12 protein-coding genes are annotated in these 14,708 nt (G+C 61.3%); 4 read left to right on the top strand and 8 right to left on the bottom strand.

Translation table 11 applies throughout. From position 1 onward, the window contains the following. Nucleotides 1–2 precede the first annotated feature (2 nt). Nucleotides 3–1,262, top strand: a complete 1,260-nt coding sequence (locus CCANI_RS08005) for an HRDC domain-containing protein (RefSeq protein ID WP_146324574.1) — start codon at nucleotides 3–5, stop codon at nucleotides 1,260–1,262. Nucleotides 1,263–2,185: 923 nt separating this feature from the next. Here the strand turns inward: CCANI_RS08005 and dxs are convergent. The 5 genes from dxs to dut all read right to left on the bottom strand — a co-directional run bounded on the left by dxs (nucleotide 2,186) and on the right by dut (nucleotide 7,628). After that, nucleotides 2,186–4,108, bottom strand: a complete 1,923-nt coding sequence (gene dxs / locus CCANI_RS08010) for a 1-deoxy-D-xylulose-5-phosphate synthase (RefSeq protein ID WP_146324575.1) — start codon at nucleotides 4,106–4,108, stop codon at nucleotides 2,186–2,188. Nucleotides 4,109–4,166: 58 nt separating this feature from the next. Next, nucleotides 4,167–5,459 (bottom strand): class I SAM-dependent RNA methyltransferase, encoded by a 1,293-nt coding sequence (locus CCANI_RS08015; RefSeq protein ID WP_146324576.1) that lies wholly within the window; start codon nucleotides 5,457–5,459, stop codon nucleotides 4,167–4,169. After that, nucleotides 5,456–6,058, bottom strand: a complete 603-nt coding sequence (locus CCANI_RS08020) for a DUF3159 domain-containing protein (protein ID WP_146324586.1) — start codon at nucleotides 6,056–6,058, stop codon at nucleotides 5,456–5,458. Before CCANI_RS08020 ends, CCANI_RS08015 begins: the two co-directional genes overlap by 4 nt. Nucleotides 6,059–6,123: 65 nt before the next feature. Next, a complete protein-coding gene (locus tag CCANI_RS08025) occupies nucleotides 6,124–7,059 on the bottom strand; it encodes a DUF3710 domain-containing protein (RefSeq protein WP_425457341.1) in 936 nt (311 codons plus the stop codon). Between the two features lie 83 nt (nucleotides 7,060–7,142). Further along, on the bottom strand, nucleotides 7,143–7,628 hold the full coding sequence (gene dut, locus CCANI_RS08030) for a dUTP diphosphatase (protein ID WP_281284998.1): 486 nt from the start codon (nucleotides 7,626–7,628) through the stop codon (nucleotides 7,143–7,145). 124 nt (nucleotides 7,629–7,752) lie between these two features. On the opposite strand from dut, the gene CCANI_RS08035 reads away from it, so the two are divergent. Next, the gene (locus CCANI_RS08035) at nucleotides 7,753–8,259 is read left to right on the top strand and encodes a DUF3093 domain-containing protein (protein WP_146324577.1); all 507 of its coding nucleotides are present in this window, start codon (nucleotides 7,753–7,755) and stop codon (nucleotides 8,257–8,259) included. A gap of 176 nt (nucleotides 8,260–8,435) precedes the next feature. On the opposite strand, the gene CCANI_RS08040 is transcribed toward CCANI_RS08035, so the two are convergent. After that, on the bottom strand, nucleotides 8,436–8,729 hold the full coding sequence (locus tag CCANI_RS08040) for a DUF4193 domain-containing protein (RefSeq protein WP_146324578.1): 294 nt from the start codon (nucleotides 8,727–8,729) through the stop codon (nucleotides 8,436–8,438). 152 nt (nucleotides 8,730–8,881) lie between these two features. Then, nucleotides 8,882–9,706 carry an inositol monophosphatase family protein gene (locus tag CCANI_RS08045; RefSeq protein ID WP_146324589.1) on the bottom strand — a complete coding sequence of 275 codons (825 nt, stop codon included), beginning with the start codon at nucleotides 9,704–9,706 and terminating at the stop codon, nucleotides 8,882–8,884. Nucleotides 9,707–9,785: 79 nt separating this feature from the next. On the opposite strand from CCANI_RS08045, the gene ppgK reads away from it, so the two are divergent. Next, on the top strand, nucleotides 9,786–10,538 hold the full coding sequence (ppgK, locus tag CCANI_RS08050; RefSeq protein WP_146324579.1) for a polyphosphate--glucose phosphotransferase: 753 nt from the start codon (nucleotides 9,786–9,788) through the stop codon (nucleotides 10,536–10,538). A 197-nt stretch (nucleotides 10,539–10,735) separates the two neighbouring features. Further along, nucleotides 10,736–12,499 (top strand): RNA polymerase sigma factor, encoded by a 1,764-nt coding sequence (locus CCANI_RS08055; protein ID WP_435382759.1) that lies wholly within the window; start codon nucleotides 10,736–10,738, stop codon nucleotides 12,497–12,499. Between the two features lie 100 nt (nucleotides 12,500–12,599). Here CCANI_RS08055 and CCANI_RS08060 read toward each other — a convergent pair whose 3' ends face one another. Next, a complete protein-coding gene (locus CCANI_RS08060) occupies nucleotides 12,600–13,454 on the bottom strand; it encodes a phage holin family protein (RefSeq protein WP_146324580.1) in 855 nt (284 codons plus the stop codon). Between the last annotated feature and the right edge of the window lie 1,254 nt (nucleotides 13,455–14,708).

Genomic DNA, 14,708 nt, shown 5'->3' on the forward strand with positions numbered 1-14,708 from the left:
ACATGCCAAACCCCTTGCGTTTTCCCGCCGATGGCCTGCCCGATGTGCTATCCACTCCCGCAGAATTCGCGCACGCGGCCACCCGTCTGAGCAAGGGGTTCGGCCCCGTCGCCGTTGACACCGAACGCGCCAGCTCCTTTCGTTTCGACGACCGCGCCTTCCTCATCCAGCTCCGCCGGCGCGGCGTCGGCACGCTACTGCTAGCACCGGAAGGGAACCGCAAAGCCTTAACTAAACACCTCGGCCCGGTACTGAATAAATTGGAATGGGTGATCCATTCCGCCCCGTCGGACATGCCCTCCCTGCTGGCGCTGGGCCTCTACCCCACCAGCCTCGTAGACACCGAAAAAGCCGCCCGGCTCGCCGGATTCCCACAACCAAACCTGGCGCGGCTAGTCAGCGACGTTTTGGGCCTTGAGCTGGCCAAAGGCCACGGCCGCGAGGATTGGTCCACCACCCCCCTGCCCAAAGACTGGGTGATCTACGCGGCGCTCGACGTGGAGGTGCTGCTGGAGCTCGGCGAGGCGCTTATTGAACTCCTCGATAACACCCAGAAACTCGACTGGGCCGAACAAGAGTTCCGCCATATCCTGGCCTCCTTCCCGCCGCGACGCCACCACCGCACCGGCGACGTCCTAGTCACGCCGCTGCCCACCAACCATTGGCGCGACATCAAAGGCATCGGAACGCTTCACTCCCAGCAACAACTCGCCATCGCCCGCGCCCTGTGGCGCACCCGGGACCGAATCTGCCAGGCCCGCGATATCGCGCCAAACCGCGTGCTCCGCAATAAGGACTTGATCGCCTTGGCCCAAGCTGCGGCCACCACTCCCGCCGCCGCCGCGGCCGCGATCGGCATCCCCTCCAGGAACTCCAAGGCCACCCGGTGGAGCACCGTCGCCGCCAAAGCCTTGCAACAGGACGCCAAATCCTGGCCCAAGCCCGCGCCCCACAACCCGGTTCCCTTCCCCTCCCAAAAGCATTGGAACGAGGAATATCCGCAGGTCATGGCCTTTTTCACCGCCGCCCGTGGCGCCCTTGAAGCCGCCGCCGAGGAATTGAACGTCCCGCTCGAATGCATTATTTCCATGAACTCCCTGCGCAATATCGCCTGGGAATGCGTGGAGGTGCACGGCGTCTGCCATGCCGAGGTGATCGCTGGCGTCCTCGAATCGTATAGCGCCCGGCCCTGGCAAATCGACCTGATTATCGGCGTGCTTTGTGGCCATCCCCGGCCCTTCGATCCCCACCCCGGCGGCTAACCCCCATGGTGGCATGTCGCGCCACCCCCATCCCTTACCCCTTTGTTTCGCTTCTTACAAAACACGCACGTTGGTGAGCTTCGGTCTTAAGTGTGGCTTGGGCCATAATCGCCTTGGAGTTTTTCATGAGCCGCCGTAGCAGGCCCTCTGCGGGCCTGGAGTGAGTTATCCTTATCGGAACTTAGCCGTATGCCGTTAATCCGGCCCAATAGGTTGCCCGCTGCCTTTCTTGCATGCCGGAGTTGAACGGTGTCTACCGATATTTTTTACATCAAAATCCCGAAATCTGTGTAAAAAATATCGCGGCGGCGGCCCTGGGCGGCCCCGGATGATGAAAATTACACAAAATCCGCGTTTCGTGTGTAAAAAACTTCATGCACAGCGCACAACCCATCCCCACGGCCAGCAGCCCATCGCCATGGCGAGCCAACAGCCCAGCGACGGGCCGATTTGTGCCGCCCTCGCCGAAAGCCTGCCGCAGACCCCATGGGCCAAACCATCGAACCACACGACCCTCGGCAAGACCAGTTGAGGCCGATATATTTTCTCCCCAAAATCTTATTAGGAAAACGCCGTGAGAGCCCCGCTAAGCGACCGAAATCGGCAGCCCTTGTTCAACCATGGCCAAGTTGCGCTAAATGCGCCATTCCGACATGGTCGGCTGCGCTCTACCTATTGCCCCACAGGGAGTTGAACGGTGTCTACCGATATTTTTTACATCAAAATCCAGAAATCTGTGTAAAAAATATCGCGCCGGCGGCCCTGGGCGGCCCCAAACAATGAAAACTACACCGAAATCGCGATTCTGGTGTAAAAAACTTCATGTGAAGTGCGCGACCTTTCCCTCAAGCCTCACGCGCACTAGGCACACCGGCCACCCGGACGCCTCCCATAAAGCTTTGGCGCGCAAAACGGGTTGTAGATCAGACGCTTTCGGCGGAATCCTGGGAAGCGACGATCGTATCGGCCCACTCGTCGATTGCCGAAACCACTCCGGCGACATCAAGGCCGAGGTCGTGAAGCACTTCCCCGCGCGAAGCGTGTTCTAGGAATTGCTCCGGCACGGCGAGTTGCCGCAAAGGTGTATCGATCTCGGCGGCGTTGAGCGCTTCGCCGACGAGCGAACCGACACCGCCGTGAATCACGCCGTCTTCGAGGGTGACCACCAGATCGTGGTCGGCGGCCAGCGCCAGGATCGAGGGCGGCACTGGGACTACCCAGCGGGGATCCACCACGGTGACATTGCAGCCGGAATTGCGCAATTGTTCGGCCGCAGCCACGGCCACGTGTGCGAAAGCGCCGACGCTGATGATCAGGACGTCGATAGCGTCGTCGGCATCGTCCGCGTCTTGGTAAGCGAGGATATCGACGCCGTCATCGAGGGCATCGATGGCAGGTAACGGGCTCGGCAACGCACCCTTGGGGAATCGGATCACGGTGGGCCCGGAGGTGATTTCGAGCGCTTCGCGGAATTGCTCTTTGAGGCATTCGCCATCGCGTGGGGCGGCGACGCGGATCCCGGGGATGATGCCGGTGATGGCGAAATCCCAAACACCGTTGTGGCTGGCGCCGTCGTTGCCGGTGATGCCGGCGCGGTCGAGTACCAAGGTCATGGGGAGCTTGAGGAGGGCGGCGTCCATAAGCAATTGATCGAACGCACGGTTGAGAAAGGTGGAGTAGATTGCGACCACGGGGTGCAGGCCGCCGAGGGCCAATCCGGCGGCGGAGGTGACGGCGTGCTGCTCGGCGATGCCGACATCGAACATACGCTTGGGGAACTTTTCGCCGAAAGGTGCCACACCGGTAGGCCCAGCCATGGCGGCGGTAATGGCAACGATATCCTCACGGCGCTCCCCCGCGGCGATGAGCTCGGCGGTAAAAACCTCGGTCCAACCGGGTTCGGATATCTTTACCGGCAGGCCCGTTTCGGGGTTGATCACGCCGGTGGAGTGCATAAGATCATCAACATTGTTTTCGGCTGGGGCGTAGCCGCGGCCCTTTTCGGTGACCACATGGACGATGATGGGGCCCTCGTAGTCCCGGGCGTACCGGAACGCGTTTTCTAATTGCTTGAGGTTGTGGCCGTCGACGGGTCCGACAGATTTGATCCCCAGCTCCGGAAACAAATCGGTGGGGATCACGGTGTATTTTACCCCCTCTTTCAGGGCGTGCATTACTTCGAAGGTGCGCTTGCCCACCCAGCCCATGGAGTTCAGCGTGTTTTTGCCCTGGCCCATCACCTTGTCGTAGAAGGGCTGCATGCGGAGCTCGGCGAGGTTATTGGCTAAGCCACCGATGGTTGGGGAATAGCTGCGGCCGTTATCGTTGACCACGATGACAAGGTTGCGGTCTTGATTCGCGGCGATATTGTTGAGCGCCTCCCAGCACATGCCGCCGGTCAGTGCGCCGTCGCCAACAATGGCGACTACCTTGCGATCCGTCTGCTTGGTTAACGCAAATGCTTTCGCTAGGCCGTCCGCATAGGACAGCGATGCGGAGGCGTGGCTGGATTCTGTCCAATCGTGTTCGCTTTCCGAGCGGCAGGTGTAGCCGGAAAGCCCGCCTTTTTGCCGCAAGGTATCAAAACCATCCGCCCGACCGGTGAGAATCTTGTGCACATAAGACTGGTGGCTGGTATCAAAAATCATCGGGTCTTTCGGAGACTGGAAGACGCGATGCAGCGCGATCGTCAGCTCGACAACACCAAGGTTTGGCCCCAAATGACCGCCGGTGGCGGAAACCTTCTCCACCAAAAAATGGCGAATCTCCGCGGCTAGATCCTCTAATTGCTGGGAGGATAACTCCGCGAGATCGGCCGGAGAAGCGATGTTGTGAAGAATGCCCATGGGAGTGAGTCAAAGACCTTTACACGAGGTAGCAAAATGAACGGTGATGGCGGCCATTTTACCCGCCGTTTCTTGACAGAGCCGCCTTATGACCCTCATATCCTAAATGAATCGGCTCGAAAAGACCGAAGCTTTCACTGTGATGCGTACCCGGAAAGGCGTTCACCACGGCCAGCCGCGTGCATACGTATCCATGTTCGTACCAGTATCCGAAATCACGTGCGAATGTCGCGGGGTCACACCCAATGTGCAATACGGCCCGCGGGCCCGCCGCCGCGACCGCCGAGATCACGCCGGCACCGGCGCCCTGGCGCGGCGGATCCAACACCACGGCCTGCGGCGCGGGCAGCGAGCTAACCAGGCGCGCCACATCCGCGCGATGGAATTGCACGGGAAGATCGCGCAGCGCGCGCCGACCATCGCGGGCAGCCGTCGGCGAGGTTTCCACCGAATGTACGGCGGTGAGGTTGGGCGCAGTGGTGGTTCGCAGGGCGTCGATAAGCGACGGGACGAAGAGCCCGACGCCCCCGTAAAGGTCCCAGCCGACGCCGCTGCCAGAGGCGCCGTGGAGGGCGGAGCGGAGCCATTCGGCGGCGAGGGTGACGTACGCTGCGGGCGCGGCGCGATGTGCCTGCCAGAACGCCGCGGCGGGTAGCTGGTACCTGACGCCAAGCACGGATTCGGACACTAGTTCGGGGCCTTCAATGTGTTGGTATGCGCGCTCGGAACGGCGTCCGCGGGGCGCTTTCCGGACCTGACAAACCGTTCGAACCCCATCGCTGCCAAGCGCGACGAGCACCTCCGAACCAGGGGTAAAACGCCGGGCCCCCGCGCCGACGATTCCGTCGAGCAAGCCGTCTGGCGCCTGCACGCACTGGTGTTCCCACACCACGCTGGTACCCCCTTGTTGACGGAGCCCCGCGCGGCCTTCGGAATCAACGCCGAGCCGCCAACGCGTGCGCCAACCGGTGTGCGGCGGCAGTTCGTGCGACTCGCAACCCGAGTCGGGCAGTTTCGCATCGCGCGCAAGCCTTCGCAACTGGTCTTGCACAATCGAAACCTTGAGCGCGAGCTCGGCGGCCGGGTGCACTGTGCCGAAATCGCAGCATCCCGCCCCGTTTTTCGCAGCCTCGCACCGCTGCTCTACCCGCGCCTCGGCGGGCCGCAGCACCTCCGCAATCTCCCCCTGATAGAACGTCTTTTTGGCTCGGGTAAGGCGCACGCGAAGCACATCGCCAGGGATCCCACCCTGCACCAAACAAATGCGCGAATCCTGCGCGGTAGTGCCAACGCCAAACCCGCCATGCGCGGGGCGCTCGACGGCTACCTCGACAAGGTCACCAGCCTTCATTCCGCTTGCCCGCCCGCGGCCGGTTCGTGCGTTTCTTCGAGCGCGTGGCGGGCCTTGCGGACGGCCCACACGGAAAGCAAAAGCACCAGACCCGTCAGCGGCCAGCCCATAAGGATACGGGCCACCGCCAATGCCGTGGTGGCATCATCCTGATACAGCCAATTCTGCACCACGAAGCGCGCGGCAAACACCAGCGTCCAGCCGAGGGTGGCTATCGAATACGCATTGCGGGCAGCTGGCACCTCACGCCAGGTCATGCTTTCGCCGTTAATGCCGCGCCAAATCACGCCCACGGCGGGCCAGCGAACCACCACGGAAATAGCGAACACCAGTGCAAATAGCAGCGACATCCAAATGCCGTACAAGAAATAGCCTTTGGCGGAGCCGGTACCCCATGCGATGGCCGCGCCGATGGCCACGCCAAACAAACCGGAAAACGCGGGCTGCAGGTTCTCCTTGCGGACGATGCGCCACGCGAACACGGCGAACGCCACGATCACGGCGGCCGACAGCGCGGGCACCAGCCCATACATATTATTCACCGGCACCAACACCAGGATCGGCAGCGTGGAGGAAACCAGTCCCCCGAGGCCGCCCATCTGGTCTAGCAAGGAAGGTTGCGCTTGGTCCTGAGCCTCACCGTGGCCCCCCGGTTGCGTAGCCGTCACCTAGGTTCAGCCTTCATTTGCTGGAACGCGGATGCGGCGGGACCCCGCGGCGGGGTCGGCGACTCGGGGCGCTGCGGCGTCAATGAACCCGGGGCCTTATCTGCGGAACCCTGGGCGCCCTTCAGGCGCTCGCGGAACTGTTCGGAATTCTGCTCCTGGGGCTGCTCCGGCTGCGGCTGTTCGGCGGCCTGCTGAGCCTGTTGCGCCTGCTGGGCGCGTTGCTCCATGGCCTCCATCACGTGATTGGCCAGCACATCGGGCAATGCCACCGGCAAGGAGGTTCCCGCCATCATCGGCTGATCGCCGCGGCTCACGAACGTGCGTGCGGTGACCTCGCGGCCGAGGGTCTTCATGTTTTCCGCCAGCGGGGTCGGCGCGACCAGCGTCATGCGCAGCATCCAGCGCGGACCGTCGACACCAACCAGGCGCACGGTCACATCGTTTTTGGATTGGCCGACTACCTCGCGGCCCCACGGGCCCTGCTCCACGCGGACGTGATAGTCCTCGGCGCGCATATCCTCGGCGATCTTTTTGGTGGATTCCCGCCACTGCCCGCCGCCGCGCGGCGCGGCAAAAGCCACGGGAGTAATGCGCCCATATTGCGTCACAATGTGCAGCATTCGCGGCCCAGTGGCGCCCATTTCAACCTGAACTTCGGAGCCTAAAGGCAATGGAATTTGCACACTACCGAGATTAAGAATTCCTTGAGAGAAATCGGAGAAATCGAAATCCTCAATATTTACGGAATCCGCATCAAAGGGGCCGCTGGCACCAGATACTGCGTCATGAATAGGATCCGGGGCATCGATGTCCGCATCCATTTCGGGATGCGCACCGTTGCTGTGGACGGCGCTGCGGGCAGGCTCGGCCGGCGCCGGCTGGATTCGCTCCGCTTCCTCGTCCTTTTTCTTAGCAAATGGCCACATTGCCACGTCGTTCCTTCCTGGACATATGTTGCGTGCAGCATGATGCCACGGCACCACTGTTATTGTCGAGCCTACTGCACCTTATTCACTCACTGGACACGGTTTGCTGACGTGTTTACACCAGTAGAACCGTAACCTCCCGCGCCGCGGACGGTCGCATCGAGTTCATCCACTTCAACGAAATCACACAATTCGACCTTCTGAATAACAAGTTGCGCAATACGATCGCCCCGAGAAATAACAATCGATTCCCGCGGATCGAGATTAATCAAGCACACTTTAAGTTCTCCACGATAGTCTGCATCCACAGTACCGGGAGTGTTTACAATACTGAGCCCGTGCCGTGCCGCCATGCCGGAACGCGGGTGGATCAACCCCACATAACCCAGCGGCAATGCGATGGCGATGCCGGTGCCAACAAGGGCGCGTTCGCCAGGTTCCAAGCGCACGTCTTCGGTGCTGGCAAGGTCAACCCCAGCATCCCCACGGTGTGCGCGCTGCGGAATCGGCATAGCCGGGTCTAAGCGCCGCAACCGCACCCGCAACACTGCATTATCAGGTTCTTGTTGAGTCACGGTGATAAGCGTACGTGCTCCACCAGTAAAAGTGCGGACCCACCACCCGCACGCCGCAAGAATCTTAGCCCTGAACAGGACCGCTCCTGCGGTACCGTTACCCCGTGCAGTAAACTCAGGCCTTGTGATTGAAAGCGCAGCGAAACCTCCCCGTGAGCTCTACCGAGAACGCCAATGGGTGCCGTGGCACTGGTGGATCTTCGGCGGGTTCATTGTGATGTTACTTGCAGCTCAGATCGGGCATAACCGGTCCGCAGCGTGGCTTTATGGTACGGCCATCCTGTTCGGCGCCTTGGCCATCTGGTCGCTGCTGTCGCTTTCGGCCACCACGGTCTCCGTCGCAGAAGACGCTGAGGGCACGCGCTGGCTCCGCGCCGGCAACGCCCAACTCCCCGCCGATGTCGTGTCCAATGCATTAATGGTGCCGGCCACGGCGAAGCGCAACGCCATGGGCAAGCAGCTCGACCCGGCGGCGTTCGTGGTGTCCCACGGCTGGGTGCCGCAAATGGCGATGCTGGTGCTCGACGATCCTGAAGATCCCACCCCGTATTGGCTCATTGGCTCGAAAAACCCGGAGGCGCTGCTCGCCGCCTTCCTCCCGGAGAAATTTCCGGCGGAATCCGCAGGCTAAACCACACACCCACCAACCGCACGCGCGCACCAGCCAGCCACACCCAACCACCCACACTACCCCCACCTACCCCCGCGCTGCCCCCGTTTTCGCCCCGTCCCACCACGTTTTGGTGTCCCCGTGTGTGGTGGGAAGTTCGCGGCCCGCGGCCAACCTAGCCGGGGATTGTCCTGCCGTTAGGCGCAGTCCTGGCAGATGATGGTGCCGTCGTCTTCGACGTGTGAGATGCGGTTTCTACGCTGCACGATAAAACAGCTGCCACACGTGAATTCGTCTTGGCGCCGTGGGACGACGGTGACGTTGAGTTCCTCGCCGGAGAGATCGATGGCGGGCAGATCGAACGGTTCGACAATTTCGCCGTCATCGTCCATGTCATTGTTGACGTTCTCGGCAGCTTTCAGGCCTTCGAGGGAGTCCGTCTCCAGGTCATCTTCTGCGCGGCGACGCGGTGCGTCGTAATCAGTTGCCATGGGATTTGGTCCTTTGTCCGTAACTAATTTGGGCTGCCCACAGTGATGCGCTGGCCCAAGATGTGCAACGTATCTGCGCGCATATTAGGCGACAAAAATGTCTTTGTCACGTCATGACACACCCCGGCGTGTCCTTCCTGTTCAACGGCGCTTCAGCGGCCCGCGGGCAGGGGCATATCCGGGACCAGTTCGAAGAATGCGTCGGCGATGCCGGGGGCGGCGGCGCGTACGGGAGCACCGTGGTGGGACGGGGCGTCGAGAAGCGGCGTGTGCACTTCAGCCCCGGCTTCGGCGGCGATAAGCGCACCGGCGGCGTAGTCCCAGGCGTTGAGTCCGTGCTCGTAAAACGCGTCTACCTGCCCCGCTGCGAGCATGCACAGGTCCAGCGCCGCGCTCCCCAGCCGCCGGATATCGCGGACGCGCGGCAGTACCGTGGTGAGCAATTCCGCCTGCCGCTGCCTACGCACGGGGTCATAACCAAAACCCGTGGCAATCAAACTCTTGTGCAATTCCGTGGCCGCGCTCACCCGCAGCGGTTCCGGCCGTCGCCCCTGCAATTGCCGCCACGCACCGTTGCTTTTCGACGCCGCGTACACCGTCGCCCCAGGCACCGCCACCACCGCGCCCGCCACGGCGATCCCATCGACGGTCGCGGCCATGGACACCGCATATGCCGGCTGCCCATACAGGAAATTCACAGTTCCATCGATCGGGTCCACGGCCCAGACCACGCCGCTTTTCGAATCCCGCGTGTGGCCTTCCTCACCGAAGAATCCGTCTTGGGGGCGCAATTGGGTCAGGCGCTGGGCGATAAAGCGTTCGGCCGCCTCATCCACGACTGTGACGGGGTCCACATCGGAGGATTTCCAGCGCACGCCCGCCTCAATATCCCCCAGCTCAGCGGCGGTTTCGCGGATCAGGGCCGCGGCGTCGACGGCGATGGAAACGGCGATGCGTTCCAGCTCTTTTTCATCCATAGTCCACCATTGTGCTCCACCGGGGTTGCGGGTGCCGCACAGGGCGTCGAAATCTGCACCACGCGGGTACAATGTGGGCATGACGCGCATCGGATTTGGCATTGATGTTGGAGGCTCGGGAGTCAAAGGTGCCCGAGTGGACTTGGATACCGGGGAATTTATCGGGGAGCGGATAAAAATCCTCACGCCGAAACCAGCCACCCCGGACGCCGTCGCCGACACCATCCTGCAAATCGTTCGCGCCGCCGAATGGGAGGGCCCCGTTGGCATCACCATCCCGTCGGTGGTGCACGGCCAGCGCGCCCTGACCGCCGCGAATATTGACCCCACTTGGGTGGATACGGACGTGCAGGAATTGTTCACCCGGCATTTGGGGGATCGCGAAATCAGCGTGATCAATGATGCGGACGCCGCCGGCATCGCGGAGGTTATGTTCGGGGATGAGCAATCCCGCAGCGGCGCCGTAATTTTCCTTACCTTTGGCACGGGTATCGGCTCGGCGTTTTTGGTTAATGGCACATTGTTCCCGAACACGGAGATCGGCCACCTGATTATTGATGGCATTGAGGCCGAGCATTTCGCCTCCTCCGCGGTAAAGGAGCGGGAGGAATTAGGGTACGGTAAGTGGGCGAAGCGGGTGACTGCGGTCCTCCGCGAGTACGAACGCCTGTTCTGGCCGGATTTGTTCGTGGTGGGTGGCGGAATCTCCCGCAAACACGAAAAATGGGTACCGCGCTTGGAGTGCAATACCCCGGTGATTCCCGCCCAGTTGCGCAACACCGCGGGCATCGTTGGGGCGGCCATGGCTGTGGAACAGGGGCTGAAACCTTAACGGCACACAACCATTTGCAATGATTTGCTCTATACTTGCGTGTTGACTGTGGAGACAAGTCATCCGTGGACCACAATTCACCCTAGGTTCCTGTAAGGATCGACCAGCCAGAACCATATACACCGAACTTGGGTTGAATTCGACGCGGGGCACTTGACTGATTCATTCAGTGTGCTCCATGTGTCAGGTGGCGCGGCATGACAGGATTTGCTGTTCCGCTGGCTATGCAGCACACTACTTCGAGTACTCAAGGCGAAAGGGCGTACGTGGCAGCCACTGATCCCTCAGAAACGGCACAGACCGAAGGAACCACCACCACGGTGAAGAAAACGGCAGCAAAGAAAGCCGTACGAAAAACTGCCCGGAAGGCAGCACCCCGCACCGCACGCAAAGCGGCGGCACCCGCCGCCGCAGCCTCGGCGGCGGATACCACTGGGGCCGATTCGGGTGCGAGCGGGGCGGCTGCTGTTGGGGCGGCTGGGGCGGACGCTGCCGCGACGGAAAGCACCCAGGCGCCCGCCGCCAAAAAGACGGCGGCCAAACGGACCGCAAAGAAGACGGTAAAAAAGGCCGCGAAGAAGACCGCGAAGAAAACGGCCAAAAAGACAGCCAAGAAAACCGCCAAGAAGACCACGGCCAAAAAGACGACCGCCGCCAAGAAAACCACCGCGAAGAAAGCGGCACCAAAGACCGCCAAGAAGACCGTAAGAAAGGCAGCCCCGAAGGTTGCCATCCCGGTGCAGGATGATGACGATCAGCTGCCCGGCAATCAGCTCGACGATGACCTCATCGACGATTCCGGCGACGACGATTACGCCGCGCTGATCTCCTCCGACGATGACGACTACGACGATCCGCTCCCCGCAGACGAAGACAACGAGCGCATCGACGACGAAGATGAAGACGAGGAAGGCTCCTCCGGCGGCGGCAGCGACGATGACGAAGAAGACGATGGTTCTTCCGTCTGGGACGAGGACGAATCCGCCGCATTGCGTCAGGCGCGCAAGGACGCCGAGCTCACGGCGTCGGCAGACTCCGTCCGCGCCTACCTCAAGCAAATCGGCAAGGTTGCCCTGCTCAACGCCGAACAGGAAGTCTCCCTGGCAAAACGCATCGAAGCCGGGCTCTACGCCACGCACCGCATGGAACAAATGGAGGAAGCCTACGCCGCCGGCAATAAAGAAGCCAAGCTCACCCCCGCCGTGAAACGCGACCTGCGGGCCATCGCACGCGACGGGCGCAAAGCGAAAAACCACCTGCTGGAAGCGAACCTTCGCCTCGTGGTGTCCCTGGCCAAACGCTACACCGGCCGCGGCATGGCATTTTTGGACCTGATCCAAGAAGGCAACCTTGGCTTGATCCGCGCCGTGGAAAAGTTCGACTACACCAAGGGCTACAAATTCTCCACCTACGCCACCTGGTGGATCCGGCAGGCGATCACCCGCGCCATGGCCGACCAAGCGCGCACGATCCGCATCCCCGTGCACATGGTGGAAGTGATCAACAAACTTGGGCGCATCCAGCGCGAACTGCTCCAAGACCTCGGCCGCGAACCCACGCCGCAGGAACTGGCCAAGGAAATGGACATCTCCGAGGACAAAGTGCTGGAAATCCAGCAATACGCCCGGGAGCCCATCTCGCTGGACCAAACCATCGGCGACGAGGGCGACAGCCAACTCGGCGACTTTATCGAAGACTCCGAAGCCGTCGTGGCCGTGGACGCGGTATCCTTTACCCTGCTCCAAGACCAGCTGCAAGACGTCCTCCAAACCCTGTCCGAACGCGAAGCCGGCGTGGTGAAACTACGCTTCGGGCTTACCGACGGCATGCCCCGCACCCTCGATGAAATCGGCCAAGTGTACGGGGTGACCCGCGAACGCATCCGCCAGATCGAATCCAAGACCATGTCGAAGCTGCGCCACCCATCGCGCTCGCAAGTGCTGCGCGACTACTTGGATTAGCATCCGCTTGGATTGGCATCCGCTTGGAAAAGCCCCACGTCAATGATGGCGCGGGGCTTTTTGGGCGTGGTCGGAGTGATCGGGGTGGTTTTGGGTGGCGCTAGTTCGCGCTCGGGACTTCCGGAATGGTGGTTGGTGCCTCAGGGAATTCCGGGATGGTGGGCAAGTTGGCCTCGAAGCCGAACATCTGGAGCACCGCATTGAGCAGGCAGGATTCGTAGCCGTCCCCTTGCGCGGAGCACTGATCCCACTGCAGCCAAAACGTTGACAGCATCGGTGAGATATAGGTAACAAGCCAAACCCAAGCGGCGAGCACAGCGCCGGAAATCAGCAAACCGAACACCGACTTCACCCCGCCCGGGCGGGGTCCGGCTGCCGCTAGGATCAGGCCGACCAAGCCCGTGATCAAGCCGAAAAACGCAAGGATGCCGGCAATCGGCAGCAAAATCACCGTGACAAACAGCACCAGCGACCAAATGCCCAGCCCTAGGGACCAGCCCGCTGCCTTGTTCGTGGTGTAGGTCGGCCGGGGTTGCGGAGGCTCGATGTTTTGAGGCGCATATTGAGGTTCATATGTGGGCTCATACGCCGGTTGCTGGTAGACCGGTTGCTGCTGCATCACCGGCGGAGCATACGCTGGTTGTTGCTGCGTGGCGTAGCTCGGATCGTAATATTGCTGGACCGGCTCCGGCGTCGGCGTGGGATCCACCGGCACGCGATATTGCGGCAACTGTCTCGGCGCTACCTGCGTTTCCGGCATCGCTGGGCTCACCCGGGGAATCACCGTGGTCTCTTCGGAGTTTTCAGAACTCCGCGGAAGCTGGGTTGTTTCCTGGTAGTTCCTTGGCAACGAGACGGTGGGATCCACCTGCTGCTGCACTCTTAGCTGAGGTTCGGTGCGCGGCGTCACCTCGGTCGGCTGCGCCGATAATGGAGGAATCGATTGTGTGGGCATCGATTGAGACGGCGTTGGCTGCGGCGGCTGCGATTGCGGAGATGCTGGCGGCTGCGCGGACGTCGGCTGCGAGGTCTCCCAGGTTGGGGCACCGTAGTGAAAACTAGGCGAATAATCCTGCGGTTCATCGTCGCCTCGCTGCGCGAAAGGTGAAACGCTCGTGAATGGCGGGGCGTTGTTACCTCGTGGATTGTTTTCACTTGGCGTGGTCACCTGCGATAGCCGCCTTTCCTCAATCAGTCATCCGTGCTAGAGAGCAGTAGAGTTTCTAGACTAGCCCGCACACCAACAGACTTCTACATTCACTAGGCGGACGAAGCCCCACCCGGCCCGAGTCTGCGCGATCGATACTGCAGGCGGCGATCTAGGCGTGGATATATGCGAACCACCTGGGTTGCACAGTTTTAGTACGACAGTGCGTTGAGGATTTGTTGGGCTTCGTCGTTGTGATTCTGCTGCGGTCGCCGGCCCACGAACTCTTAGTCAGGCAGATTCGACATGCCGGGGCGCTCGGAGAGGTGTTTCCGCAGGTGGCCAAAACGCCCGTGTTAGATGTGCCTGAGGCAGATCCGGCACTGGCCAATGATTCTAAAAGCATCTGTTCTTTGCATGGTTTCGGGTTGCGGAGGCCTAGGGGTCGGGGCAGTGCCAGCTCAAGAGGTTGGTTCAAGAAAGTTCGAACCTTATTGCCCGACAATGCCCTCGGCAGCTTCCGCCGATAGGTTGTGTGCGGCTCCGGATAGATTGTGTGCAGCCGTTGACCTGCGATCGTCCTGAATTTCTTCATTAGGGTGGTCAACGAAGAATGGAAAGACGCGCAGCGGGGTTTTTGGGCCAGATTCGTCCGGAATTTCTTCGTAAGGTCCCCGAATGAAGAATAGAAAGACCAGCCCAGGTCAGCGGTTGTGTACAACCCATCGGCGGCCTAGGCGGTGGCGCATAACCTAACGCCGCTGGGGTGACCTGGGGCCGAAATCGGCCGACGATTTTCCACGCTCAGACAGATTCGACATGCCGACCGCCGCGCGGCGGTGTTTCCGCAGGAGGCCGAACCCACCGCGTTAGATCTGCCTGAGGCAGATCCGACAGGGGCCCATGGTGCGGGAAGATTCGACCTTGCATGTGTGGAACGGCCTCGCCAACAGCTTGCCCTGATAGGTTGTGTGCAGCCGTTGACCTGCGATCGTCCTGAATTTCTTCTTTGGGGTGGTCAACGAAGAATGGAAAGACGAGCTGCGGGGTTTTTGGCCCAGA

It is taken from the genome of Corynebacterium canis (genome assembly GCF_030408595.1).
GTDB classification, from domain to species: domain Bacteria; phylum Actinomycetota; class Actinomycetes; order Mycobacteriales; family Mycobacteriaceae; genus Corynebacterium; species Corynebacterium canis.

Excerpts from the sequence above, each read along its gene's own strand:
- CCANI_RS08055 (WP_435382759.1), top strand. The coding sequence starts at position 10,736 with ATGACAGGATTTGCTGTTCCGCTGGCTATGCAGCACACTACTTCGAGT.
- CCANI_RS08040 (WP_146324578.1), bottom strand. The coding sequence starts at position 8,729 with ATGGCAACTGATTACGACGCACCGCGTCGCCGCGCAGAAGATGACCTG.
- ppgK (WP_146324579.1), top strand. The coding sequence starts at position 9,786 with ATGACGCGCATCGGATTTGGCATTGATGTTGGAGGCTCGGGAGTCAAA.
- CCANI_RS08060 (WP_146324580.1), bottom strand. The coding sequence starts at position 13,454 with ATGCCCACACAATCGATTCCTCCATTATCGGCGCAGCCGACCGAGGTG.
- CCANI_RS08045 (WP_146324589.1), bottom strand. The coding sequence starts at position 9,706 with ATGGATGAAAAAGAGCTGGAACGCATCGCCGTTTCCATCGCCGTCGAC.
- CCANI_RS08020 (WP_146324586.1), bottom strand. The coding sequence starts at position 6,058 with ATGGGCGGCCTCGGGGGACTGGTTTCCTCCACGCTGCCGATCCTGGTG.
- CCANI_RS08015 (WP_146324576.1), bottom strand. The coding sequence starts at position 5,459 with ATGAAGGCTGGTGACCTTGTCGAGGTAGCCGTCGAGCGCCCCGCGCAT.
- dxs (WP_146324575.1), bottom strand. The coding sequence starts at position 4,108 with ATGGGCATTCTTCACAACATCGCTTCTCCGGCCGATCTCGCGGAGTTA.
- CCANI_RS08005 (WP_146324574.1), top strand. The coding sequence starts at position 3 with ATGCCAAACCCCTTGCGTTTTCCCGCCGATGGCCTGCCCGATGTGCTA.